Raw genomic sequence first — 23734 nt, 5'->3', positions numbered from 1 at the left:
CGGGGCTACCTCCACAGGACGGAAGACTCCCTCCACTGTGCCACCGCCGCCGTGGGCTCCGGAACACGGGACGGGGCCGCCCCGGTCACCGCCGGATCAGATGCCGCAGGTGGGAGCCGACCAGTAGGGCGACGGGTCGAAGGCCACGTGGGTGTGGTCGTTGTGGCCGGGGTAGCCGGGGCCGAGGATCTCCGAGAAGCCGTGCGTCCTGGACTGCTGGGCGAGCCGGCACAGGGACGGCGAGCCGACGAGGTCGGCCGCGTCGCCGTACAGGTGGCGGCTGGTGGCGGAACCGCCGACCGCGTTGTTGCACGCGCGGGAGCGGAAGCCGCTGGAGATGGTGATGGGGACGTCGCCGAGGGCGTGCCGCATCGCCTCCAGCTTCCACATGGTCTTGAGCGCGTTCGACCTGGCGGTGGCCGCGGAGACGGCGCCGCCGGACCAGTCGGAGTTGCACTTGTTGAGTTCGGCGTAGGTGAAGTGGACGGGCGTGCAGTCGGCGTCCTGGAGGGCGTAGATCTTGCTGAAGGTGGCGGGTCCGGCGACGCCGTCCGCGCTCAGTCCGTACGCGGCCTGGAACTTCTTGACGGCGGCGGCGGTCCGTGCGCCGTACTGGCCGTCGTAGGAGAGTCGTTCGCCGGACGTCACCCAGCCGGCGACCCGGATCTGCAGCTGGGTCACGTCGCTGCCGGAGGATCCCTGGGACAGGGTGCGGTTCCAGGTGTAGCAGGAGTCGGCGTGAGCCGTGCCGGCGGTGGCACCCACGCCGACCGCGGCACCAGTCATGAGCATGACAAACGAAAGAAGCAGGCGTGACACGCGTCTGAACATCCCGGCCTCCCGACCGTTGAGCCGACAACAACCGAAGCCCAGAGTGCGGGAACGGACTACGCGCGTCAATGGCGCCGGGGTCCTGGCCGCCGGCGCCATGACGGGCATGTGTCAGACCGTGCCGAACCACGCTTCCGCGAGCGAGTGCAGCGTTCCTTCGGCGGGCGCACCCAGTTCCCGCATGTACCAAGGGAGGTTGCTGTATACGTGCAGCAGCGTGTACGCGAGCAGTTCGACCGGCTCGAAGGTGCGTCCGTAGGCCTTGGCGAGCCGGGCCAGCAGGTCCGGATCACCCCGCGTGACGAACAGGCCCACGCCCACGAAGTCGTAGGCGCGGTCACCGATCATGGCCGGTTCGAAGTCGAAGAGCCCGGTCAGCCGCCATCCGTCGGGGTCGACCAGGAAATGCTGCCGCATGACCTCGGTGTGCAGCAGACAACGGTCCGGGTCGCGCGGCAGCGGCACCGAGGCCAGGAAGTCCGGTATCTGCTCCAGCCAGCCGGCGGCCAGCCCGCGGGCGCGCTGCTGTTCCACGGCACCGGCGCTCTGGCGCTCCACGAAGGCGCCCCAGTCCCCGGGGCCGAGCACGTCCCCGAGCGGGCCGGGGTCGAGGGAGTGGAGCATCGCCAGGGCTTCGCCCACCTCGGTGACGAGCCGTTCCCGGTCGGCGTGCGGCACGCGGTCCCAGGCCTGGGCCAAGTTCTCGCCGCGGAGCCGGGACATGAGCACGTACTGCCAGCCGTTCTCGTACGGGCCGCGGTCGTGTACCCGCGGCGTCGGCACCGGCAGCCGCCCCTGGAGGTGGGCGAGGACCCGGCCCTCCGCGACGCCGTCCTGCGCGGCGGCCTTCGGGAACAGCTTGAGGACGTGCTCGTCACCCACCGCGTAGACCGGCTGCGACCCGTCCGGGAAGCGGGTCAGCGGCGCGTCGGCGAGACCGAGCCGCGCACAGAGGTCCGACGCACCGGGACGCATCACCGACTCGTCGGGAACGATCGCGTCCCACTCTTCGTCCGTCTCCACCACAGGCAGCATGATCGCGACCGTAGCCCACCGGCCGGCCGGGCGGCAACGGAGTTCCGGGTGGACGGCGACCGCTCCCGCCGCACCGCCGGCCGACGTCGTGAGCGTCGTCAGCCGGCGGGGTGCGTGCCGCCGCCGAATCCCAGTTCGCGCAACTCCTCCCGCAGCACCGGGGCCAGTGCCCGGGCGTACGACTCCGCCACGTGGCTCTCGTCGCGGTAGACGAAGGTGTCCGCGACGACCGCGGGACACCGGCCCGCCCGTGAACACAGCCACGGCCGAGGATCGACGACCGCGGCGCCGGCCCGGCGGGCCGCTCGTTCGCCGGCCTCCCTCAGGGTGGGGGACCTGATCGCGTCCCGTCGGTCCGCCTCGCAGTTCCCCAGCCGCAGCGGATGCCGCGCCGCGCACTCGACGGGGTCGCCCTTCGGCCACGGACTGTCGAGCAGCACGGCGACCGAGCCGGCGTCACGGGCCAGCCGCCGGTACACATGCTCGTATCCCGCCGTCCATTCCCGCAGCGGATCCTCCATCCGGCGCACCGGATCCGCCGCCTCGGACGAGGCGGCCACGACCAGCATCGGCCGCAGCTCCGTGATGCGCCGCAGCGCCCTCTCCCGCCAGGTGTCGCACGCCTCGTACGCCCGGCCGCGGGCCCGGATCGTGACGTCGGCGGTCTTGCAGGACGCCTTCGTCAGGGACACCAGCTTCCACCCGTTCTCCCGGCTCACCCGGTCGAGAGCCGGGAACCACTGTGCCGCGTGGGAGTCGCCGAAGAGGACCACGACGTCGCGCGAGGACGGGTCCCCGTAGACGCACGCGGGCGAGTCCGTGGCGCCGTAGCCGACGTGGCAGCCGTCTCGGTAGACGGCCGACCGCTGCTTCTTGATGTCCGGCAGCCACGGGGAGAGATTCGCGGGCAGCCGGGTCCCGGACGTGGAGAGGAGACCGGCGAGCCGGTCCTCGGGATGCGGTGCCGTCGCAAGGGTCTCGCTCAGCGTCGGGGCGCGCACACCGGAGCTGATCGTCGGCGGGAAGGACGCCGCGACCAGGCAGACGCACACGACGCCGGCGGTCAGGCCGAGGCCGAGGCCCACCGCTGCCGTGGGCCTGCGCTTCAGCGACGCGCGGAACCGGACCGGATTCTCCACCAGACGCAGGGTCGCCCAGGCCAGCAGCAGCGCCGCCGCGCTCAATTGGAGGGACAGCGGGAGGGTGGCCGAACGGTTCAAAGCGGCGGGACCGAGCAGCAGCAGCGGCCAGTGCCACAGGTACCAGCCGTACGAGAGGTCCCCCACCCAGGTCGCGGGAGGCAGCGCGAGCAGTCGTGAGGCGCCGGACGGGGACGGCCGGCACCCGCCGGCGATCACCAGCGCGGTGCCGAGCACGGGCAGGCCGGCATGGTGGCCGGGGAAGGGCGTGCCGGCGTCGTACACCACGGCCGACGCGACGATCGCGGACAGCCCGAGCCACGATCCCGCGGCGGCCACGGACCGCGGAACACGGGCCAACGCCCCCGCGCAGAAGGCCAGCAGGCCACCGGCGCCCAGTTCCCACAGCCGGGTGTGGGCGCCGAAGTACGCCCAGGACGGCGAGCCGGCGGTCGTCCACACGCTCAGGACGTACGAGACGAGGCAGAGCACGCCCAGCGGCAGGACCCTCAGCCACGGACGGCGCAGCACTTTCCAGGTCACCAGGAGGAGCGCGGGCCACAGCAGGTAGAACTGCTCCTCCACGGACAGCGACCAGAAGTGCTGGAACGGCGACGGCGCGCCGCCCTCCTGGAGGTAGTCGGTCCCCGAGACCGCCAGGTTCACGTTCATGACGTACAAGCCGCTGGTCAGCGCGTCGTGCAGGAACTCCTCGTAACGGACCTTCGAGGCGAGGAACCGGCAGCCGACGAGGGTGCAGAGGCAGACCAGGGTCGCCAGCGGCAGGATGCGCAGCGCGCGTCTGCCGTAGAACCGCCGCAGGGACAGCGACCCGCTGCGCTCGGCCTCCCTCAGCAGGCCGGAGGTGATGAGGAAGCCGGAGACGACGAAGAAGACGTCGACACCGACGTAGCCGCCGGCGAGACGGGGGAGTCCGGCGTGCGCGAGCACCACGAGGGTGACGGCGAGCCCGCGCAGTCCCTGGATGTCGCGACGGTGGGGAACAGGCGACGGGTCCGGCCGCTTCGGCGCCGGAGATCGGGTCGGGAGGAGGACGTCGGAGGTGCGTGTCACACTCCGGACTGTCCGCAGGTACGGGGCGATTACTGTTGCCCCGGTCACACGGCGTACCGCCGTCTGCTCTCCACCGGCCCGTATGACGCACGTCACCGAAGCGTCCCCCGTCCTGCGGACAGTTACAGGCGTGGAGCACTCACTGCGCGACCGTGTCCGAGCCGGGGACCCCGAGGCCTTCGGGCGACTCTTCGACACCTTCGCCTCGACGGTCCACCGGCACGCCGTACGGGTCACGGGCGACTGGTCCACCGCCGAGGACGTCGTGTCGCTGACCTTCCTCGAGGCCTGGCGGCTGCGTGAACGGGTGCTGCCTCACGGAGAAAGCCTGCGCCCCTGGCTGCTGGGCATAGCGACGAACGTCATGCGCAACATGACGCGCACGGCCCGCCGGCACCGGGACGCTCTCGCGCGGCTCCCTCCCGCCGCCCCGGTCCCGGACTTCGCCGACGAGGTGACGCAGCGGCTGGCCGACCGGGAGGAACTGGTCGCCGCCCAACGGGCGTTGAGCGGCATGCGGCGCGCCGAACGGGAGGTCTTCACCCTGTGCGTCTGGGAGGGGCTCGACACCGCCGAGGCGGCCCGGGCCCTGGGGGTGACGGCCGGCACCGTACGGGTGCGGCTCTCGCGGGCCAGGAAGCGACTGCGCGCGCTCACCGACGCGGAGCGCGGGCGGGCGCCCGCCGCGGCTCGGCACCCGGTGCCCGGCCCGCCGACGCTCGCGCGGCACGGACGGGTGGAGCGGTGCGCGGAGGGGGGAGGACGATGACTCCGAAGGATCGTCGAGGGTTGGACTGCTTCGAGTTCGAGGAGACGACCGAGCCGTTGCCGGCCCCGGGGGACCCGATGCTGGGACCGGACCGGCGCCGGGTGCTCAGAGAGCACCTGATGGGGGAGATCGCGAGGAAGCGGGCGGCTGCGCCCCGGAGGCTCCCGGGCAGGCGGCTCGTCGTCTGGGCGGCGGCGCCACTGGCGCTCGCGGCCACCGTGGTGACGGGAACGGTCGTCGTCACCGGGCTGCAGGGCGGACGCGAGGCCGTGCACACTCAGGGCCGGTCCGCGACGACCGTCGGGCGTCCCGGGGCCATCGCGATGGGCGCGGACCAGTTCCTGTACACACGCCGTGTCATGACGGGGGAGTACACGGGCCACCGCGGTGCGGCGGAGGTGGTCCAGCGAGAGGACTGGCTCGCCGTGAGCGGCCGGCGGGACGGTCTGGCCCTGACCGGTCCCCGGCCCGTGGCCGGGGACCGTCTCGACCCGGACTCGCCGACGACGGAGCACATGGCCATGTCCGGCGGCAGCGACTACCGGGAACTCCGGGAACTGCCCACCGACCCGCGGAAGCTGCTCGCGTACGTCTACCGGGAAACGGAAGGGCAGGGGCCGACCCGCGAGGAGGCGGTATTCGAGTACATCGCCGGTGTGCTGGAACCGGCCGCCCTGGTCCCCGGCCTCGGTGAGGCGCTGTACGGGGCCGCGCGCCGGATCCCCGGCGTCGTCGTCGAGCACGGGGTCCAGGACGTCGTCGGGCGCACCGGCACCGGCCTGGCCCTCCCGCGATCCCGCACGGACGGCCGCGCCCTGGTCTTCGACGTGTCGACCTTCGTCTTCCTCGGTGTCGAGGAGACGACCGCGCTGCTCGAGATCGGCGTCGCCGAACGGGCCGGTGCGCCGCCGGCCCGTTCCTGGGAGCCGGGACCGTAATTCGGTGGCACCCGGCCTGGAGCAGTGGTTAGCGTGTCGGTGTTCTGTCGATCTGCTCTGGGCCGGTGACGGCCCTGGAAACGAGACTTTATGACCCGGCCCGCGCCGAGCGCGCCTCGCCGCACCGCCTGACCGTCCGACCCTTCACGCTGTTGGGTGGGCTCGTTCGTCGAGACCGCTCGGCCTGCTCTTGCTGTCATCACCAATCACTCAGCAAGGAGCACCCCGGGTGTCCAGCACCAGAAAGACCCCCTCAGGCACTCCGCACCGCACCCTCACTGGAACGTTCGTGTGCGCGTGGTGCGGCCTGACCGTGTCCACCGTCGCCGGCGACGGCGCACGGCGGAACCACTGCCCGTCCTGCCTGCACTCGCAGCACGTCCTCGACCATGTCGAGGGCGGGCCCAGCGATTGCCGCGGCCGGATGTCGCCGATCTCCATCGCCGTCCTGCGCACCGGTGACTGGATGGTCATCCACCGTTGTGTGCGCTGCGACGAGCTGACCTCCAACCCCGTCTGCACGGACGACAACCAGCTCGTCCTGATGCGCATGGCCGTGCGGCCACTGGCCCAACCGCCCTTCCCGCTCGAAGTGTTCGGTGACCTGTGAGCAGGAAGGAGAAGCACGATCATGCCAAGGCGCAGTAAGCCGCACGGGCGTGCGCGGGCCGCGCGGCGGCCGCAGCGGCGCAAGGACGTCCTCCACGGACACGGAGAGCACCGGGCGAACGCCTTCCGGTGCGTGGGTTGCCGCCTGGACGTGTCACCGAACGCGTCCGGCACCACGCACCGCAACCACTGCCCGAACTGCCTGACCAGCCTGCACGTCGACCGGCGGGTCCCGGGCGACCGGGCCGCGGACTGCCGGGGCCGGATGGAAGCACTGAGCATGTCGGTACGGTCCGACGGTGAGTGGATGATCATCCACCAGTGTCTGGCCTGCGGCGAGCTCAGCGCCAACCGGATCGCGGGCGACGACAACGCACTGGTCCTCGTGCGCCTCGTCCTCAAGCCCTTGAGGGACACCAGCATCGCGCACCGTGTGCTGCTGACCCTGTGAGGGGGCAGGTGGCGGGCGCGGCCCGGTGAACGGCCGGGACCGCGCCGTCAGTCGGCGGCGCGGTCCAGCCAGGCCGGGTCCGCCACGAGCGCCTGCAACTCGTTGACGAGCCGTGCCGAGTGGAACCCGTCCGCGACGGCGTGGTGCACCTGCAGCGCGAGGGGCAGCAGGACCCTGCCGTCGCGTTCGGTGTACCGGCCGAGCGTGAAGATCGGCGCGAGGTGGTCCCAGCCGTCGCCGATGTTGAGGTTGAAGGCGGTGAAGGAGGCCCACGGCAGGCTCGACACGTCGAACGTGTTGGGCGGCGGTGTCCCTTGAGGAAAGAAGTCGGTGGCACGACCGTGCTCCGCGAGCAAGGGGGCGGCGACGTCGTGGAACGCGCCGAAGTCGGGATCGTGCGGGGCCCACACGCACGCGAACGTCTCGCGGTCGGGGTTGAACACCGTGAACGACGGGTGCACGACCGGCCAGACGGCGGGCTCCCCCGACGCGGTCAGGCACATCCTGAACTCGTCGTGGCGGTTGACGACCGTGGCGAGCGCCCAGACCTGCGCGATGTACGACTTGCGCGGTGACCGCCGCAGTGCCGCGGTGAACGCGGTGACGTCGAGCTCCACCGTCATGGAGTACGTGCACGGAACGAGTCGGCGGTAGTGCTCGAAGTGCCGGCGGCGCGGCCATGTGTCCAAGTCGACCGGAAGGGGAGCATGCATCCGGTCATCATGCCAGGTGATCTACCCAAGGTCCCGACAGATTTACCTGTCATCATCGCGCCTTGACAGGTAACCTTGTCGCATGACCGAAGCGGCTGAGTTCCCGACCCCCGACAAGAACGACGACAACTTCTGGGCCACCGTCAGCACCCTGATGGAGCCTTCCTGGACCGAGCCCACCACGGGCGACACGTTCACCATGGACGAGAGAGTCCACGACGCGGTCCGCGCCCTGGCCGAAGGGATCTCGACCCGGGCGCAGGCCTACCGCACCGCCGGCAAGCCCTTCGACCCGGTGCTCATGGCCGCCCCCGATGTGCAGCTCGCGCTGCTGCGGGCCCTGTACGAGGCCAAGCAGTCCGTCGACCGGCTGGCGGAGAGCGCCGCCACGGTCGCCGGCCGCAGCGGAGCGACCTACGCTCAACTCGGTGCCGCGTGGGGCGGCATCAAGCGCCAGTCCGCCCGTCTCAAGTGGCCCCACGCGGTGGTCAGGAAATCCACCCGGGAGTCCGTCCCGCTCCACTACGCAGGCGGCAGCGCAGTCGTCCACCACGATGCCGACGCCGACGCCTGGTGGTACACCGCCACCGCCGCGGACCAGCGGGAGCGGGAGTCCGAGGCCGTCCACAGCACCTACGCCGAGGCGATCGCGGCAGCCACCGAGTTCCTCCTCGCGCACGCCCTGCCCGGCGGGAAGGGCCCCGTATGACGCGAAGGTGAGCACCCGGCCGGTACGCGGGGCGGCTCCCGCTACGTCCTGTCGGCACGGGAGCGGGGAAGGGCCTGCCGCCGGGAGAGGGCCACCCTGCGTCGCTCCGGGTCGACCTCTGTGACGACGACCGCGATCCGGTCGCCGACCCGGACCACCTCCCGCGGAGCCTCGACATCGCTCCAGGCGAGCCCCCGGAGGTGGACCAGTCCTTCGATGTCCCCGGTGAGCTGGACGAAGGCTGGGAACCGGACCAACTCGGTGACCTGTCCCTGGAGGGTCTGGCCCACCGCGGTGCATTCGGCGAAGGCCCGGAACGGGGCAGGCCGAGTCCCCCGCAGGGACAGCCTCGCCTCTGCGTTCACCGTGTCGAACTGGAGGAACACGCACGAAACGCGCTGCCCCACCCGCACGACCTCCGACACCCTCCCCAAGCGCCGCCAGGACAGTTCGGGAATCGTGATGAACCCGACGCCCGGGAAGACGGGGTGATCAGGGCGTCGTCCAACGCACGAAGACGCCGAACGACTCGATCGAGGCGACCCAGCCCGGCATGATCTCGCCTTTGCGTCGAGAGCTCAGAAACGCCCGCAGTCCGGCGTTCTCGGCAGCGTCCATGAACGGCACGGCTCCCCCTCGATCCAGTGCGACGACCGATGCTCCCCCTCGGGGCGCCTCAGCCACAACCCCGGTGCCGCTTCGCGTACGACCAGGTCACCGCAGTCGTCAGGACGGGAATGGCGAACAGCGGAGCGAAAGCCATGCCCCACACCGTCTGCGCCGCACCGCTCGACAGGTACGTCCGGCTTTCCACGGTGACAGCGACGACGAGTTGCCACAGCGCCACCAGGGCGAGAGTGCCCGATGCGGCCCAGGCCGCCCTGGTGAGGGTCGAGGGGCGCAGGGGCCGCCACCGGTCGCTGACGAGCAGCAGCGGGAGCAGTGCGGCCACCTCGGCGAGGACGGACAGGCCGACGACGTATGCGATGCCCCAGCCCGGGATGTCGTAGACGTCGCGCAGCACCTGGTCGCTGTAGCCCACGTAGACGCCGGATGCCATGGCGATGCGCCACAGGCCCGACGGCAGTGCGCACAGCGCGACGGCGTGGGCGGCACGGCGTGCCCAGGCGGGCGCGGGCGCGGCGGCGGGGAGGTGGTCGTTCGGGGTCGTCATGGCGTACATGCTGGCCTCGGACGTGGCAGCGGTGCGTCGTCCGCCGCGGCGGACCTCCTCCGCCCCGCGGGGGAGGGTGCGGTGCGTCAAGTAGGACTCGCCGGAGCTCAGCGGGCTCGGCGGCCGAGTCCGACTTGCCAGGGCTTGTCTGTGCGAAGCATGGTGGAGGCATGGGCGGCAAGGACGGCCCGACACTCATCTCGTCGGTGCAGCGAGCCTTCCGGCTGATGGAGGCCGTGGGTGCGCACGAGGGCGGCGTACCGGCAAAACAGCTGGCACGTGAGACGGGGCTGGCGCTGGCCACCACCTATCACCTGTTGCGCACGATGGTGCACGACGGCTACGTGCGCAAACTCGAGGACGGCACGTTCGTCCTCGGGGAGAAGCTGGACGCGCTGCACGGAGGGAGCCGTGATCAGGCGGCGCTCAGCAGGGTCCGTCCGACACTCACGGAGCTCAGGGACGGCCTGTCGGCCGCGGCCTATCTGACCTTCTACGAGGAAGGCGAGATCAGGGTCGCGGAGATCGTGGACGGGCCGAAGGCGCCCCGCGTCGATCTCTGGGTCGGCTTCGAGGAGGCGGGGCACGCCACGGCCCTCGGCAAGTGCGTGCTGCGCGACCTCGACGGTGAGGCCCGCGCCGACTACCTCTCCCGCCACAAGCTCCACGATCTCACTCCGCGCACCATCACTCACCGCGCTGAACTGCTACGACGCCTCGACCTCATGTCCGACGGCCCCGCGGTCACCGACATCGAGGAGTACTCCCTCGGCACCGCGTGCGTCGCGGTCCCCGTGCGGAACGGCGACACCATCGGTTCGCTCGGGATCTCGCTGGGCGCCGGCCGCACCTCCAGCTTGGAAGGCGCGGTGGAGACGCTGGTGGCCACCGCGGAGCGAGTGTCCACAAGGCTCTCGCTCACCATCTGAAATCGGGACTCTTGTGATGTATGGCGCATAGCGCGTTTCCTGGTCTTGTCGGTCGGAACAGGCGAGGCTGAGGGAGCACGGGCGTGCGTGATCAGGGCATGGCGAGGCAGCAGGAATCGGTCGGCTGGCGCGTGACGAACGGCTGGACGGTCGTCGAGGCCGACGGCGAGATCGACATCGCCTTCGCTCCCCTCGTCCGTGCCGCGGTGGACGGGCTCCTCGCCGACGGCCACCGCCACTTCGTACTGGACCTGTGCGGCGCACCCTTCCTGGACTCGACGGGGCTCGGCATGATCGTCGCCGTCACCAAGCACATCCAGAGCCGTCACGGCTCGCTGCGGATCGCGTGCGCCGACCCGGGTCTGCTGCGCGTCTTCTCGCTCGGTGGCCTGCGCCCCGTCTACGCGTTCCACGACTCCGTCGAGCAGGCCGCCGCCCAGCCCCCCGGCGCCGATGAGCTCGCCGACTGGCCGCACGTGCGACGCCGGCGCCAGCGGTGACCTTCTTGCGCGTGCTGTGCCACGACTCATAAGTTACTGGCAAGTAGCATGCGGCCCTGGCCGCCCGGCAAGAAGGAGTCACCATGCCCGCGCTCGACCGCCACGGGAACGTCTTCGTCCTCGACCTCGGCGACGGGGAGAACCGCTTCCACCCTGAATGGCTCACCGCGGTCGGCGCCGCCCTCGACGAAGTGGAGAAGGCGGAAGGTCCCCGCGCCCTGGTCTCCGCCGCCACCGGAAAGTTCTGGTCCAACGGGCTCGACCTGGACTGGCTGTTCGCCCACGCCGACCAGCACCAGGACTACGTCGTCTCCGTCCATGAACTGTTCGCGCGGATGCTGTCCCTGCCGGTCGTCACGGTGGCCGCGCTGCAGGGGCACACCTTCGCCGCGGGCGCGATGCTCTCCCTCGCCCACGACTTCCGCGTGATGCGCGCCGACCGCGGCTACTGGTGCCTGCCCGAAGCGGACATCAACATCCCCTTCACCCCCGGCATGGCCGCGCTCGTCCAGTCCCGGCTGGCGCCGCAGACCGCCCACGAGGCCATGCTCACCGCCCGCCGCTACGGCGGCACCGACGCCGCCGCCGTCGGCATCGTCGACCAGGCGGCCGGTGAGGACGCCGTGCGTTCGACCGCGATCGAGATCGCCCAGGCGCAGGTGAACAAGGCCGGTGACACGCTCGGCACCATCAAGGCCCGCATGTACGCACCGGTGCTGGCCACCCTGCGCGACACCACCGATCCGCTCGGCTGAGCGTGCCGCCTCCGGCCGGCGGCCCGTCAGGGAGCGGGAACGGGACCGCCGGGCCGGAACCGCTCCACTCCGACGATGTGCCGGACCTTGACCGGACGCACGATCACCGCGACCCGTCGTTCCCCGGGCATGGTCCACTCGAACCGTTCGCTGCCCAGGTACTTGCGGGCCAGCCGGTCCATCCGGTCGTGTGCCTCCTGACCCTCGATGAAACGGGCCACCACCCCACTGATCTGTACGCGGTCGAAGGGATCGGCGGCGTCCGCGTGCGAGAGGTAGACGCGGGGGTCGCGGCGCAGGTTCTCCTCCTTCACCCGGCCCACCGACGTGTTGAACGTCAGCTCACCCTCTCCCTCCAGGTCCACCCACATCGGGCTGACCTGCGGCGCTCCGTCGGCGAACACGGTACCGACGTACCAGACGTTGGGAGCCCGCAGCCGGGCACGGACGGCATGGTCGAACGTTGCGGTCATCCCGGGAGGCTACCCATCACCGAGGGTCCCGCTTCAGGCGAGTCCCCCCAGGACGCGGGCCGCCGGTGCCGGGTCGACGAGCCACTTCAGGTGGCTGCCGGCGAGGGTGCGGACGTCGTACGGGTTGTCCGGGGTCAGCGCGTTGCCCTCGCGGATCAGGCGGTCCTGCATGGCGAGGGGCATGCTCGCGTCGTCGGCGAGGCGCACGAAGGTCTTCGGGACGCGGCCCCAGGTCGACGCCTGCGCGCGGTCGGCACTGGTACCGGCGTCGAGGTTCTCGTCCGGCTGGAAGGTGTTGAGGAAGGTCAGGAACTCCTCCTCCGTGCCGTCGGCCAGGAAGGCGGCCCGGAGCGCCGCGAGGGCGTCGCGGTCGGCGGTGCGGAAGTTGACGCGCAGCAGACCGAGTTCGGCCGGGTTCCCGGCCATCGCCAGGCCCAGCGAGGCGGCGTCGACCGAGGCCATCTCCGGTTCGGCGTAGTAGTCGCCGACGGTGAGGTCGACCGGGCACCAGGCGGAGACGTAGACGATGCGGTCGATGAGGTCCGGTCGCGCGTTGGCCGCGGCGGTGGCCGTGACCCCGCCCCGGCTGTGCGCGACGAGGATCACCGGCCCGTTGCCCTTGGCCCGCTCCAGGACGCCGATGAGGTGCGCGGCGTTGTCTGCCAGCGTGACGCCCTTGATGGAGCCCGGCGCGGTGGCGAGGCCTTCGAGGTCCTGCGGTGCCTGGTAGGCGTGCGAGTAGGTCGCCGCGAAACCGTGCCCGGGGAGGTCGACGGCGACCGAGCGGTGCCCCAGCAGGCCGAGTTCGGCCTGGAGCGGAGCGAAGGAGAAGGAGTTCGCGAAGGCTCCGTGTACCAGTACGAACGTCGGCTGCATGGTCTACTCACTCTCTGCCCCCGTGGGCGGCGAACAGCTGCCCGACACGCCATGGAGCCTACGTAGCCCAAGATCGTTGGTGCAACCTGTTCACCCCAGTCCCTCGGCGCGGCCCGCACGTCGTCGGAACTGTCGGAGCTGTCGTAGTCCTTGAGCCGATGGGTGGTGCCGTCGGGGGCGATCGGCTCCACCCGCAGTTCGCCGCGGAAGGTATGTGCGGACGGGCGGTTTCCCGGGCGCGGCGGAGGCCCTGCTGGGCCATGCTGGACGAAGTGCCGGGGTCGGCGTGGCTGAGCCTGCAGGCCGCACGCGTGCTGCGGCGCCGTGGCGCACCGCTGCCGCTCGCGGAACTGGCCCGGCTGTACCGGGCGGCGGCCCGGGCAGGCCTGCGACGCCGTCGAGGGCGCCCTGCGGCACCTGGAACGGACCGGCGGCCGGGTATCGTCCACCGAGGTCGCCCCCACCGCCGTCGAGGCCCTGTGCGGCGGCGGCCGGGCGGAGCGGGCCCACCGGATCGTCGCGGACTTCGACGCGGGAACCGCCGGCGCGACGCGCCCGCCGCCCGCGCGGCCCTCCTACGGGGCGCTGGCGGCCCGGCTCGGCGGGACCTCCTGCCCGACCCGGAAGCCGGCGGAGCAGGACGGGGCCGGGCGGCGGCAGACGGCCGTGGACACGATCCACGCGGTGATCGAGCAGTACCAGATACCGGGCGCGCTGGGACGTCGCCCGGTGTCACCGGCTGCCGCGCCGCCGCGCCGTCGGCACCACGCACCGCCGCGGCCGTCCCGGCCACGGCGACCAGCTCTCCCTTGCGAACAGGAGGTGACCGGGCTCGTCGTCCAGGGGCGGGCCAACCGGGAAAGAGCCGAGAGCCGGGTGCGACTGGCCACAGCGGTCCCCGCTCCCCGGCCGTACGAGTCTCGGTGGCCCCGGGCACGGATGCGGCTAATGTCGATGACATGAGCGAACACTCGGAGCGTTCCGTCGTCGTCGAACGCACCAGCAGCGGCCAGTTCCTGGCGACCAACGCCCGCGGCGGATCGATCAGTTTCGGTACGTCCTCGGACAGCGGCGAGAACACCGGATTCACCCCGGTCGAGTTGTTCCTGGCCGCGATCGGCGGCTGCTCGGCTGTGGACGTCGACGTCGCCACCGGCCGTCACGCGGAGCCCACCCGGTTCTCGGTGACGGTCACCGGGGACAAGGTCAGCGACGACCTGGGCAACCGCATGACGAACCTAGCGGTCACCTTCACCGTGGCTTTCCCGGAGGACGAGGGAGCGGAGCGCGCCCGCGCGATCCTGCCCCGCGCGGTGAAGGCGTCCCACGACCGGCTCTGCACCGTGAGCAGGACCGTCGAGATCGGCACACCCGTGACCACGACGGTCAACGACGTCTGACGCCCGGGCCACGGAGACGGACGGCGCCGCCGGTGAGCCGCGGTACGGCGGACGGCGTGCGCGCATGGCGATGACGGGAAGCGACGGATCCTGTACCGGCAAGGCAGCGGGTTCTGGCGATGACCGCGAAGTCGGCAGTGGTCTTCGGGGCGCTGTACCTGCTGGACGGCCGGCTGCTGCGGTCGTGGGGCGACGCTCTGGTCCTGCCGCTGATCGGGATCCTGCTGTGGGTGCCGTTCGGGATCGGCGTCGTCTGGTACCCGGGGAAGGACCAGCGTGTCGAGCTGACGGCGCGTGAACTGCGGGTGCGGCGCGAGCGGCTGCCGATGGAGAAGGTGAATCCGCCGCACGTGGCGCGGCTGTGGATGCGGGGCGGTCCACGGCGGACGACCAGCCGGTGCGGGAATGGGCCCGGTTCGACCGGGTGGTCTGGGTCCCCCTGCGGGACGGCAGGGCGTTCGGCGTGGAGCTGCGCGACCCGGCCGCCTTCGCCGAGGTGTTCGGTGCCTTCGCGGTCGATGCGTGCGGCGGCCCCGACATCGTCCGCGCGAGGGCCGCAGCGGAGACCTGCACCGGAGCCGCGCCCCGTGCGCGCCCGCCCCGTCGCCGACGCCGGCTCCGGGCTGGACCTCCTGGACATCTTCAACTGACCGCCGGGCCCGGCACGGGAGGCGACCGGGGTACTCGCGGTCGGACGACCGGTCGGACGACCGGTCAGACGACCGGGCAGGCGTCCGGGCCGGAGGCGGTCAGTGAGGTGAGGTCGCAGTAGGCCGTCCTCGGGTAGTGGTCGCCCATCACCTCGGCGGTGCGGGCCGGTCCGCTGCCGACCGGGACCCGCTGGATCGCCTCGGCGAAGTCAGGGTCGGCCAGCATGTTCCGGAGGATCAGCAGGTGCTTGTCGTTCGGTGTCGCCGCGGACAGCGGCAGGAAGGTGACACCCGGAACGCTCTCGACGGCCGCCCGCTGTTCCTCCCTGCCGACGACGTACGTGTACGTGCCGTCGGCGGCGAGACGGGTGTCGGAGTCCGTGCGGCAGCCGGTGTCCACCGTGCCGTCGGGCAAGGGGTTGGCGACGACCTCGCCGGGACCCCACCACAGGTTGTCGCACATCGACCAGTACCGCACCTGGGCCTTCGGGTCGGGCCAGGGCCGCGCCCGGTCGCCGGTGGTCCCCGCGGGCGCCTTGCCGCGCACGACGAGGACCTGTCCGGGAGGCGGGGCGTCGAAGCCGGTGGCCACGTACGCGTTGTCGGGATTCGGGTACAGCCCGGAGCCGCCCAGCCGGGCGAAGGCCGGCCGGGTCGGCTCGCCGGCGGTGGGGGAGGGCGGCACGGGCCCGCGGCCGGCCCCGGAGGCCAGGGCGTCGTCGCAGGCCGGGACGCGGACCCGGTGGCCGTCACGGAGGAAGGAGACCTTCGGCAGCCGGATCTCGCCGTGCGGCAGGTAGACGCGGTAGATCACCGTCCCCTCGGCGCCCTCCGGTGTTCCGGCGGGAGCGAGCGGCAGGGTGTTGCGCCGGCCTGCGGCCCGGTCGGTGACCGAGACCGTGAACTTGCTCCCGGGGCGGCTGTGCTCCCGGTAGGGATTGTGACTGCCCCGGTCCGGAGCGATCCGGTGGTCGGTCAGGACGGAGGGGGCGCCGTCGGGACCGGCGAAGCTGTCGCGGGAGGCGTCGTAGGAGGCGAACGAGGCGTAGCGGGCGTCGGGATAACGGCCGTCGAGCTCGACGGTGAGACCCTCCTGCACGGTGTAGTGCAGCAGCCAGTACTGGGAGTTGGTGTCCGGGTACGCCACGTTCGACGTCCGGTAGCCCAGCGGGTGCCAGGCGCAGTCGGGTACGGCGGGCGCCGCGGGCTTGGCGCGTCCGGGGCCGCCGGTCTGCGCCGCGGTGGCGGGTGCGGCCGTCGACAGGGCGAGGGCGGTGGCGAGGACGAGGGACTTCCAGTGCGTCATGGGGCGGTCCTTCCGGGAGAGTCGTCGGTCGCGGGCGCACTCAGCCACGCCCCGGCGGCGGTGAGGAGATGGCGGACCCCGGCGGCCACGGCGTGGGGTGCGGAGGGTGCGTAGTGGGGGGAGTGGTTCATGACCGTGCCCGGCGGGAGCGCTCCGCGTTCCAGGGCGGCGACGGCCCCGGCGTCGAAGCCGGCGGGGTCGGCGCCGCCGAAGTGGTAGAGGACCGACGGGCAGCCGGCGGCCGTCGCGAAGCGGCCGAAGTCCTCGCTGGCCGAGAGGGGAGCGGGCAGGACGTGACCCAGCGTGCCTGCGGACTCCAGGGCCTTCAGGACGCGTTCGGTGGCGTCCGCGTCGTTGACCGTCAGGGGAAAGGAGTCGTACGTCTGGATGTCCGGCGGCGCGGGGGCGTCCTGTGCCTGTGCCTCCGCGCGGACGATGCGCCCCAGACCGGTGAGGGCCTCCTCGCGGGTCCGCTCGTCGAAGGTCCGGAGGCTGCAGAGCAGTTCCGCTGTGTGCGGGATGACGTTCGGGACGGTGCCGGCGTGCACGGCCCCGACGGTGAGGAGGGGAGACGGAGCCAGCGGCGCGAACCGGGCCGAGAGCGTCTGCAGCCGCATGACCACGGCGGCCGCCATCACCACGGGGTCGACGGCGAGGTGGGGTGTGGAGGCGTGGGCTCCCGCGCCGTGCAGGGTGACACGGACACTGTCCGCCGCGGCCATGACGGTGCCCGGTCTGGTGATCACCAGCCCCGCGGGCAGTGGACCCACGTGCTGGCCGAGGACCACCTCGGGGCGGGGGAACCGGTCGAGGACTCCGTCGTCGAGCATCGCCCGGGCCCCGCGGCCCACCTCTTCCGCGGGCTGGAAGAGGGCGACCACGGTCCCCTGCCAGGTCTCGGGATGCGCGGCCAGCTGCCGGCAGGCGCCCAGCAGGGCGGCCACGTGGACGTCGTGACCGCAGGCGTGCATGACGCCCGCCGCCCTGGAGGCGTAGGGCAGATCGGTCGCCTCGTGCACGGGCAGGGCGTCCATGTCCGCCCTGAGCCACACCACCGGCCCGTCGCCGTTGCGCAGCACGGCCACCACACCGGTGCCGCCGACCTGGCCCGTCACGTCCCAGCCGGCGAGGCGGGACAACTCGCGCACGACGGCGGCCGCGGTGCGGTGTTCCTCGAAGGCGAGTTCGGGGTGGGCGTGCAGCTCGCGGTAGACCTCCTCCCAGTGCGGGAGGTGAGCCGCCAGGCCGGTGGCCAGGCCGGTGTCAGGCGGAGCGGGAAGCTGTGGACGCATCGCTGTCGTCCTCCTTCGTACGGATGTCGCCGACGACGGCGCGAAGACGCGCCAGGAAACGGTGGGAGGTCTGGGGCAGGCAGAGCACGGCCGTGATCGCGAGAACCGGCCCGAGGGCCAGCGACCAGAAGGCGACCCGGTAGGACCAGACGTCGACCACATGGCCGAACAGGGTGGGCACCACGATCCCGGAGAGCTGCCCGCCGAAGAGGATGACGCCCGACGCGGCACCCGCCAGGTCCGGGGGAAGACTGCGCAGGGGCACCGAGAAGCAGGGCATGTAGCACAGGCCGATCACCGCGCTGATGAGCGTGCCCACCACCACGAACCCGCCCAGCGAGGTGGTGAGCGGCAGTACGACGAGCAGAGCGGCGGCGGCGGACATGGCCGGGACGACGATGCGGCGGGGCCGGCCCTCGAACCGGTCGGACAGCCGCCCGCCGACGACGGCGGCGACCGCCGCGCAGAGCGTCGGAGCCAGGGACACGAGCCCGGCGTCGCTCACCCGCAGACCGCGCTCCTCGATCAGATAGGAGGCGCTCCAGCTGTTGAGGCCCCACACCACGGTGTCGTACGCGAAGAACATCACCGCGAAGCCCCAGACGACCGGGGAGCGCAGCAGGGCGGAGGCGCCCTTGCCGCCGCGCCGCAGGACGGGACCGGTCCGTTCGGCCGGAAGCGGGGCAGGCATCCAGCGCCGGATCGCGACCACGACCCCGAGTCCCAGCACGGAGACGGCGACGAACATCACCCGCCAGTCCCAGTGCGCCAGCAGCAGCCCGCCCAGCACGGCGGCCAGCAGACCACCGACCGCGTTGGAACTCTGCACCCAGCCGTTGGCCGTGAGCCGCTGCTCGGGAACGCTGCGGCGGCTGAGCGCTTCCAGCGCGGCAGCCGGGAACAGTCCCTGGGCCACCCCGAACAGGCAGCGGAAGACCAGCAGGGCGGCGAAGGACCAGGCGACGGCCGTGAGCCCGGTGAACAAGGACCACAGGGCGAGCGCCACGCACATCACCCGCACCCCGCCGAAACGGCCCGCGATCAGGCCTGCGGGAATCTGCGTCAGCGCGTACGTGACGAAGAACGCGGAGAGGATCATGCCCCGCTGGCCGTGGGACAGGCCGAAGGTGTCACCGATCGACGGCAGGGCCAGGTTGATGACCTGTCGGTCTATGTAGTCCACGGCCCAGGCGACGAAGAGCAGGACCGCGGTGGTACGGGTGGTTCGGTGCACGGGTGTCCTCCCGCTGGCGAGCCGACGCTTGGCGGAAACCCTGCACTGCCCGTCGTTCAGCGCCTCCAGATCGCAGGAATCCAGCACGGGTTCTCGCAAACCGCAGGAAACCGCCGCCACTGCCCTCCGGCGCTGACAGGATGAGGGCGTGCAGCCCACCGACACCGTCCTCCCGCCGACCGCCACGCCCGCCGCCACCGGCCTCGCGCACGACAGCACCGAACTGAGCGAGACCGACCTGGCGCTGGTCGAGGCCCTCCAGCTGGACCCGCGCGCCCCCTGGTCCCGGATAGCCGCAGTCATCGGCATCGACGCCACCACCGCGGCCCGCCGATGGCGCCGCCTCTCCGACAGCGGTGCGGCCTGGATCACGGCCTATCCCGCGCGGCACGCCTCGGTGGTCGGATACGTGGACGTCGCCTGCGAGGCGGCGGCGGTGGAGTCCCTGACCGCGCGCCTGCGTTCCTGGGGGCCGGTGTTCAGCCTCGAACGCACCACGGGGGACCACCAGTTGTTCCTGGGAGTCGCCGCCCGCGACCTGCGCTCCCTCGACGACTTCGTGACCCGGCGGCTGGGCGGCCTGAGCGCGGTGCGATCGGTACGGCTGAGCATCTGCACCGCGGTCCACCGGGAGGGCAGCGGATGGCTGGTGCACACGCTCAACGAGCGGCAGCGCGCGGATCTGCGCGGCCAGAGCCACGGCCGCCCGAGGCCGGGCACCGGTCCCTACGAGAGCGACCGCAGGCTCCTCGTCGCCCTCGGCGCCGACGCGCGTCGCGGATACGCCGAACTGGCGCGTGAGTGCGGACTCAGCGAGACGACGGTACGGCGGCGGCTGCGGCGGATGATCACGGGGGGCGAGGTCTACTTCCGGTGCGACCTGACCCAGCGGCTGGCGGGCTGGCCCGTCATCGCGACCTTCCGGATCACGGTGCCCGGCCCCGGCGCGGACGCCGTCGCGAAGGCGTTGGCCGGGCTGCCCGAGACCCGGCTGTGCGCGTCCGTCACGGGCCGCGACAACGTGCTGCTGTCGGTGTGGCTGCGGGCCCCCGGCGACTGCGCGGCCCTGGAGGAGCGCATCCTGCGCCGCCACCCGGAACTGCGGGTCAGCGAACGCGGCATCACCCTCCACACCGCCAAACGCATGGGCCGGCTGCTGGACGGCGAAGGGCGGGGCGGCGCCCATGTACCGATCACGGCGGCGGCCTGCCCGCCCGCGACCGACCGCGGGGCCGAGGAGGCCTGAGCGGCGCCCGCCCCTCCCCGCTCACGCCGCGAGGTACCCTCCGTCCACCGCGAGAACGGTGCCGGTGACGACGGCGTCGCGCCTCGCGCTCAGGGCGTCTTCCCGGCGGTGATCTCAGCGATCAGTCCCTCGACCAGCGTCTTGATCTCATCGCGGATCGGGCGCACCGCCTCTACGCCCTGGCCCGCCGGGTCCGCCAGCTCCCAGTCCAGGTAGCGCTTGCCGGGGAAGACGGGGCAGGTGTCGCCGCAGCCCATGGTGATGCAGACGTCCGACTCGCGGACCGCGTCGAGGGTGAGGAGCTTCGGCGTCTTGCGGGAGATGTCGATGCCCACCTCGGCCATGGCCTCGACGGCGGCCGGGTTGACCTCGGAGCCCGGGGCGGAGCCGGCGGAGCGGACCTCGACGCGGTCTCCGGCCAGCTGGGTGAGCCAGGCCGCGGCCATCTGGGAGCGGCCGGCGTTGTGGACGCAGACGAACAGGACGGACGGCTTGTCGGCCATGGTGATCGTTCTCTCCTGTCGCACGGCGGAATCCGGCCGCCGTTGACTTCAGCCCCCGCTGGTATCAGCGGACGGTGATGTGACAGTATCAGCGCATGCTGACTTCAGTCGATCCTGATGTGATCCGGGTGCTGGGCGATCCGCTCCGCCTGCAGATCGTGACCCTCCTGGCGCGGGAGACGCTCTGCACGACGCATCTGGTCGAGGAGACCGGAGCCAGGCAGACCAACCTGTCCAACCACATGAAGGTGCTGCGCGAGGCCGGGATCGTGGAGACCGAGCCGTGCGGCCGCTTCACCTACTACAAGCTCAAGCCGGAGGTCCTGGCAGGCCTGTCCGAGCAGTTCGCCGGACTGGCCGCCTCCGCCCGCACCGCCGCCGAGAACAAGAGGGCCTGCCCGTGACCTCCACCAAGCCCGCCACCTCCGCGCAGACCGAGGGCGGCGACGACTCGACCGTCAAGAAGCTCTCCACGCTCGACCGCTGTCTCGCGGTGTGGATCCTGCTGGCCATGGCCGTCGGTCTCGGCGTGGGCAGGCTGGTTCCGGGGATGGACGACGCGCTCGCGAAGACCGAGGTCGGCGGCATCTCCCTGCCGATCGCGCTCGGCCTGCTGGTCATGATGTACCCGGTCCTGGCCAAGGTCCGCTACGACCGGCTCGACCGCGTCACCGGCGACAAGAGGCTGATGATCTCCTCGCTGGTCATCAACTGGATCGCCGGGCCCGCGGTGATGTTCGCGCTGGCGTGGACCTTCCTGCCGGACCTGCCCGAGTACCGCACCGGCCTGATCATCGTCGGCCTCGCCCGCTGCATCGCCATGGTCATCATCTGGAACGACCTCGCCTGCGGCGACCGCGAGGCCGCTGCCGTCCTGGTCGCGCTGAACTCCATGTTCCAGGTTCTCGCGTTCGGCCTGCTGGGCTGGTTCTACCTCGACCTGCTGCCGCGCTGGATGAACCTCGGTGACGGCCAGGGCCTGGACGTGTCCGTGTGGCAGATCGCGCTGAACGTCGTCATCTTCCTCGGCGTCCCGCTGCTCGCCGGCTTCCTCACCCGCCGCGTCGGCGAGCGGCGGATGGGCCGCACCGCCTACGAGACGAAGTTCCTGCCGAAGATCGGACCGTGGGCGCTGTACGGGCTGCTGTTCACGATCGTCGTCCTCTTCGCCCTGCAGGGCAGGACCATCACCTCCCAGCCGCTGGACGTCGCCCGGATCGCGCTGCCGCTGCTCGTGTACTTCGCGGTCATGTTCTTCGGCACCTTCCTCCTCGGGAAGGGCCTCGGCCTGGCCTACGACCGCACCACGACCCTGGCGTTCACGGCGGCGGGCAACAACTTCGAGCTGGCCATCGCGGTAGCCATCGCCACCTTCGGCGTCACCTCCGGCCAGGCACTGTCCGGCGTCGTCGGCCCGCTGATCGAGGTCCCGGTGCTGATCGGCCTGGTCCACGTCGCGCTCGCCTGGCGCGGGAAGTTCGCCCCCGGCGCGGTGACGACGGCCCCGTGACCCGGCACACCGACGTGGTGGTGGTCGGCGGCGGCCAGGCAGGGCTCGCCGCCGGCTACCACCTGCGCCGCCAGGGCCTCGACTTCGCCGTCCTGGACGCCGACCCGGAGCCGGGCGGGTCATGGCGGTACATGTGGGACTCCCTGCGCCTGTTCTCCCCGGCGGAACACTCCTCCCTGCCCGGCCGGCTCATGCCCGCCCGGCCCTGCGGGACCTACCCGGGCGCCGGGCACGTGGTGGCCTACCTCAGCGACTACGAGAAGCGCTACGACCTGCCCGTCCAGCACGGCACCCGCGTCGACGCCGTATGCCGTGACGGCGACGGCCTCGTGGTCGAGACGGACACCGGAACCTGGCGGGCGAGGGCGGTCATCAGTGCCACCGGCACCTGGTCACGGCCCTTCGTCCCCGCCGTCCCCGGTCGCGGCCGCTTCACCGGCCGGCAGCTGCACACCGTCAGCTACCGCTGCCCGGCCGACTTCGCCATACCGGGGGACCGCTCGGCCCGGCGGAGCGTCATCGTGGTCGGCGGCGGCAACTCCGGCGCCCAGATCGCGGCCGACCTCGCCCTGGACGGCGGCGTCCAGGTGACGTGGGTGACCAGGAGGCCGCCACGCTTCCTGCCGGACGACATCGACGGCCGGGCCCTGTTCGACGTAGCCACCGCCCGCCGCCGCGCCCTCGAGCAAGGCCGCGGTGACACCGGCGGCGTGGCCTCGCTCGGCGACATCGTCGCCGTACCCCCGGTGCGCGCCGCCCGCGACGCCGGACGCCTGTCCGCGAAACCGATGTTCACGCGGCTCACCGCTACCGGCGCCCGGTGGGCCGACGGCGGCCACACCTGCGCCGACGCGATCGTCTGGTGCACCGGCTTCCGCCCGGCCCTGGCCCACCTCGCCCCCCTCGACCTCCGCGGCCCGCGCGGGCACATCGCCACCGCCGGCACACGCGCCCTCGGCGAACCGCGGCTGCACCTGCTCGGCTACGGCGACTGGACCGGCCCGGCATCGGCCACGCTCATCGGCGTGGGCCGTGCCGCCCGCGACGCCGCCCGGGACATCGCGCTCCTGCTGAGCGACTGACGCGGCGCGCGGACGTCGCGACCGGACCGCGCCCGGCGCTTCTTCCCGCTTCGTGTCAGGGGGTGGCCGGCAGCGCGAGCAGCTTGCCCATCGCCGCGAGCACGGACGGCTCGACCCGGTAGTAGACCCAGGTGCCGCGCCGCTCGGAGGTGAGCAGCCCGGCCTCCTTCAGCTTCTTCAGGTGGTGGGAGACGGTGGGCTGGGAGACGCCGACGTCGGAGATGTCGCACACGCACGCCTCCCCGCCCTCGTGCGAGGCCACCGCGGAGAACAGCCGCAGCCGGACCGGGTCCCCGAGTGCCTTGAACATCCGTGCCGCGGTCTCGGCCTCGTCGGCGGTCATCGGGCGCTCGGTCAGCGGCGGACAGCACGGCACCACACCCTGGCCGTCGGCGGGCTCGAGCAGTGGCAGCACCTTCGCGTTCGACATACGCCTATGTTGACACACGTCGAACCAGGACCCCAACTTCGATAGTTGTCTATGTTGACGTCCATCAATGCAGGTGCCATGCTGAGTCCTGCAAGCCATCGACAGG

Annotated in this window: 29 protein-coding genes; 15 read left to right on the top strand and 14 right to left on the bottom strand. The window is 72.0% G+C overall.

Annotated features, from left to right (window positions below; all coding sequences use genetic code 11):
• Nucleotides 1-96: 96 nt before the first annotated feature.
• The 3 genes from M6G08_RS27020 to M6G08_RS27010 all read right to left on the bottom strand — a co-directional run bounded on the left by M6G08_RS27020 (nt 97) and on the right by M6G08_RS27010 (nt 4079).
• Nucleotides 97-831 (bottom strand): D-Ala-D-Ala carboxypeptidase family metallohydrolase, encoded by a 735-nt coding sequence (locus tag M6G08_RS27020; RefSeq protein WP_272589725.1) that lies wholly within the window; start codon nt 829-831, stop codon nt 97-99.
• Between the two features lie 111 nt (nt 832-942).
• A complete protein-coding gene (locus M6G08_RS27015; RefSeq protein WP_272589724.1) occupies nt 943-1866 on the bottom strand; it encodes an aminoglycoside phosphotransferase family protein in 924 nt (307 codons plus the stop codon).
• A 98-nt stretch (nt 1867-1964) separates the two neighbouring features.
• Nucleotides 1965-4079 carry an acyltransferase family protein gene (locus M6G08_RS27010; RefSeq protein WP_272589723.1) on the bottom strand — a complete coding sequence of 705 codons (2115 nt, stop codon included), beginning with the start codon at nt 4077-4079 and terminating at the stop codon, nt 1965-1967.
• A gap of 130 nt (nt 4080-4209) precedes the next feature.
• On the opposite strand from M6G08_RS27010, the gene M6G08_RS27005 reads away from it, so the two are divergent.
• The 4 genes from M6G08_RS27005 (at nt 4210) to M6G08_RS26990 (ending at nt 6846) form a co-directional block, all read left to right on the top strand.
• Entirely contained in the window at nt 4210-4848 is a 639-nt protein-coding gene (locus M6G08_RS27005) for an RNA polymerase sigma factor (RefSeq protein ID WP_272589722.1), read from the top strand.
• Nucleotides 4849-4868: 20 nt separating this feature from the next.
• A complete protein-coding gene (locus M6G08_RS27000) occupies nt 4869-5786 on the top strand; it encodes a CU044_5270 family protein (protein WP_272589721.1) in 918 nt (305 codons plus the stop codon).
• A 229-nt stretch (nt 5787-6015) separates the two neighbouring features.
• Entirely contained in the window at nt 6016-6396 is a 381-nt protein-coding gene (locus tag M6G08_RS26995; RefSeq protein WP_383143745.1) for an RNHCP domain-containing protein, read from the top strand.
• 21 nt (nt 6397-6417) lie between these two features.
• Nucleotides 6418-6846: an RNHCP domain-containing protein gene (locus tag M6G08_RS26990; RefSeq protein ID WP_272589720.1), complete on the top strand. Its 429-nt coding sequence runs from the start codon at nt 6418-6420 to the stop codon at nt 6844-6846.
• A 47-nt stretch (nt 6847-6893) separates the two neighbouring features.
• On the opposite strand, the gene catA is transcribed toward M6G08_RS26990, so the two are convergent.
• Nucleotides 6894-7559: a type A chloramphenicol O-acetyltransferase gene (gene catA / locus M6G08_RS26985; protein WP_272589719.1), complete on the bottom strand. Its 666-nt coding sequence runs from the start codon at nt 7557-7559 to the stop codon at nt 6894-6896.
• Between the two features lie 82 nt (nt 7560-7641).
• Here catA and M6G08_RS26980 point away from each other — a divergent pair, with 82 nt between their 5' ends.
• Nucleotides 7642-8268: a hypothetical protein gene (locus M6G08_RS26980; protein ID WP_272589718.1), complete on the top strand. Its 627-nt coding sequence runs from the start codon at nt 7642-7644 to the stop codon at nt 8266-8268.
• A gap of 41 nt (nt 8269-8309) precedes the next feature.
• On the opposite strand, the gene M6G08_RS26975 is transcribed toward M6G08_RS26980, so the two are convergent.
• The 3 genes from M6G08_RS26975 to M6G08_RS26970 form a co-directional block, all read right to left on the bottom strand.
• Nucleotides 8310-8693, bottom strand: a complete 384-nt coding sequence (locus tag M6G08_RS26975) for a S1 RNA-binding domain-containing protein (protein ID WP_336299034.1) — start codon at nt 8691-8693, stop codon at nt 8310-8312.
• 67 nt (nt 8694-8760) lie between these two features.
• Nucleotides 8761-8886 carry a S1 domain-containing protein gene (locus M6G08_RS35925; RefSeq protein WP_336299018.1) on the bottom strand — a complete coding sequence of 42 codons (126 nt, stop codon included), beginning with the start codon at nt 8884-8886 and terminating at the stop codon, nt 8761-8763.
• Nucleotides 8887-8944: 58 nt separating this feature from the next.
• Complete coding sequence (locus tag M6G08_RS26970) at nt 8945-9451, bottom strand: hypothetical protein (protein ID WP_272591441.1); 507 nt, start codon at nt 9449-9451, stop codon at nt 8945-8947.
• Nucleotides 9452-9612: 161 nt separating this feature from the next.
• Here M6G08_RS26970 and M6G08_RS26965 point away from each other — a divergent pair, with 161 nt between their 5' ends.
• From M6G08_RS26965 to M6G08_RS26955, 3 genes are all read left to right on the top strand, one after another.
• Entirely contained in the window at nt 9613-10371 is a 759-nt protein-coding gene (locus M6G08_RS26965; RefSeq protein WP_272589717.1) for an IclR family transcriptional regulator, read from the top strand.
• 83 nt (nt 10372-10454) lie between these two features.
• Nucleotides 10455-10871: an STAS domain-containing protein gene (locus M6G08_RS26960; protein WP_272589716.1), complete on the top strand. Its 417-nt coding sequence runs from the start codon at nt 10455-10457 to the stop codon at nt 10869-10871.
• A gap of 83 nt (nt 10872-10954) precedes the next feature.
• Complete coding sequence (locus M6G08_RS26955) at nt 10955-11626, top strand: enoyl-CoA hydratase-related protein (protein WP_272589715.1); 672 nt, start codon at nt 10955-10957, stop codon at nt 11624-11626.
• Nucleotides 11627-11652: 26 nt separating this feature from the next.
• On the opposite strand, the gene M6G08_RS26950 is transcribed toward M6G08_RS26955, so the two are convergent.
• Nucleotides 11653-12099, bottom strand: a complete 447-nt coding sequence (locus M6G08_RS26950; protein WP_272589714.1) for a TIGR03618 family F420-dependent PPOX class oxidoreductase — start codon at nt 12097-12099, stop codon at nt 11653-11655.
• Between the two features lie 33 nt (nt 12100-12132).
• Complete coding sequence (locus M6G08_RS26945) at nt 12133-12975, bottom strand: alpha/beta hydrolase (protein ID WP_272589713.1); 843 nt, start codon at nt 12973-12975, stop codon at nt 12133-12135.
• Between the two features lie 324 nt (nt 12976-13299).
• Between M6G08_RS26945 and M6G08_RS26940 the strand changes: the two genes are divergently transcribed.
• From M6G08_RS26940 to M6G08_RS26930, 3 genes are all read left to right on the top strand, one after another.
• Nucleotides 13300-13938, top strand: coding sequence for a hypothetical protein (locus M6G08_RS26940; RefSeq protein ID WP_272589712.1), 639 nt, complete (start codon nt 13300-13302; stop codon nt 13936-13938).
• A complete protein-coding gene (locus M6G08_RS26935) occupies nt 13935-14375 on the top strand; it encodes an OsmC family protein (RefSeq protein WP_272589711.1) in 441 nt (146 codons plus the stop codon). The genes M6G08_RS26940 and M6G08_RS26935 overlap by 4 nt, the downstream gene beginning before the upstream one ends.
• 119 nt (nt 14376-14494) lie before the next feature.
• Nucleotides 14495-15025 carry a hypothetical protein gene (locus tag M6G08_RS26930; protein WP_272589710.1) on the top strand — a complete coding sequence of 177 codons (531 nt, stop codon included), beginning with the start codon at nt 14495-14497 and terminating at the stop codon, nt 15023-15025.
• Between the two features lie 64 nt (nt 15026-15089).
• Here the strand turns inward: M6G08_RS26930 and M6G08_RS26925 are convergent, their stop codons facing one another.
• From M6G08_RS26925 to M6G08_RS26915, 3 genes are read right to left on the bottom strand one after another with little or no spacing between them, the layout of a single operon-like run.
• Nucleotides 15090-16331 carry a hypothetical protein gene (locus M6G08_RS26925; RefSeq protein ID WP_272589709.1) on the bottom strand — a complete coding sequence of 414 codons (1242 nt, stop codon included), beginning with the start codon at nt 16329-16331 and terminating at the stop codon, nt 15090-15092.
• Complete coding sequence (locus tag M6G08_RS26920) at nt 16328-17623, bottom strand: amidohydrolase (protein WP_272589708.1); 1296 nt, start codon at nt 17621-17623, stop codon at nt 16328-16330. Before M6G08_RS26920 ends, M6G08_RS26925 begins: the two co-directional genes overlap by 4 nt.
• Nucleotides 17595-18857: an MFS transporter gene (locus M6G08_RS26915; RefSeq protein ID WP_272589707.1), complete on the bottom strand. Its 1263-nt coding sequence runs from the start codon at nt 18855-18857 to the stop codon at nt 17595-17597. Before M6G08_RS26915 ends, M6G08_RS26920 begins: the two co-directional genes overlap by 29 nt.
• A gap of 148 nt (nt 18858-19005) precedes the next feature.
• Here M6G08_RS26915 and M6G08_RS26910 point away from each other — a divergent pair, with 148 nt between their 5' ends.
• Complete coding sequence (locus tag M6G08_RS26910) at nt 19006-20103, top strand: Lrp/AsnC family transcriptional regulator (protein ID WP_272589706.1); 1098 nt, start codon at nt 19006-19008, stop codon at nt 20101-20103.
• A gap of 89 nt (nt 20104-20192) precedes the next feature.
• On the opposite strand, the gene M6G08_RS26905 is transcribed toward M6G08_RS26910, so the two are convergent.
• Nucleotides 20193-20606, bottom strand: coding sequence for an arsenate reductase ArsC (locus M6G08_RS26905; RefSeq protein WP_272591440.1), 414 nt, complete (start codon nt 20604-20606; stop codon nt 20193-20195).
• Nucleotides 20607-20701: 95 nt separating this feature from the next.
• Here M6G08_RS26905 and M6G08_RS26900 point away from each other — a divergent pair, with 95 nt between their 5' ends.
• Genes M6G08_RS26900 through M6G08_RS26890 form a run of 3 tightly spaced genes read left to right on the top strand, consistent with a single transcriptional unit; the run spans nt 20702 to nt 23198 of the window.
• On the top strand, nt 20702-21010 hold the full coding sequence (locus M6G08_RS26900) for an ArsR/SmtB family transcription factor (protein ID WP_272589705.1): 309 nt from the start codon (nt 20702-20704) through the stop codon (nt 21008-21010).
• Nucleotides 21007-22116, top strand: a complete 1110-nt coding sequence (gene arsB, locus M6G08_RS26895) for an ACR3 family arsenite efflux transporter (RefSeq protein ID WP_272589704.1) — start codon at nt 21007-21009, stop codon at nt 22114-22116. Before M6G08_RS26900 ends, arsB begins: the two co-directional genes overlap by 4 nt.
• Entirely contained in the window at nt 22113-23198 is a 1086-nt protein-coding gene (locus tag M6G08_RS26890; protein WP_272589703.1) for an ArsO family NAD(P)H-dependent flavin-containing monooxygenase, read from the top strand. The genes arsB and M6G08_RS26890 overlap by 4 nt, the downstream gene beginning before the upstream one ends.
• Before the next feature lie 55 nt (nt 23199-23253).
• Here the strand turns inward: M6G08_RS26890 and M6G08_RS26885 are convergent, their stop codons facing one another.
• Nucleotides 23254-23628 carry an ArsR/SmtB family transcription factor gene (locus M6G08_RS26885; protein ID WP_272589702.1) on the bottom strand — a complete coding sequence of 125 codons (375 nt, stop codon included), beginning with the start codon at nt 23626-23628 and terminating at the stop codon, nt 23254-23256.
• Between the last annotated feature and the right edge of the window lie 106 nt (nt 23629-23734).

Origin of the sequence: Streptomyces sp. M92, assembly GCF_028473745.1 — a bacterium.
In the GTDB taxonomy this organism is placed as follows: domain Bacteria; phylum Actinomycetota; class Actinomycetes; order Streptomycetales; family Streptomycetaceae; genus Streptomyces.
This window is presented reverse-complemented; position numbering and strand designations above follow the sequence as displayed.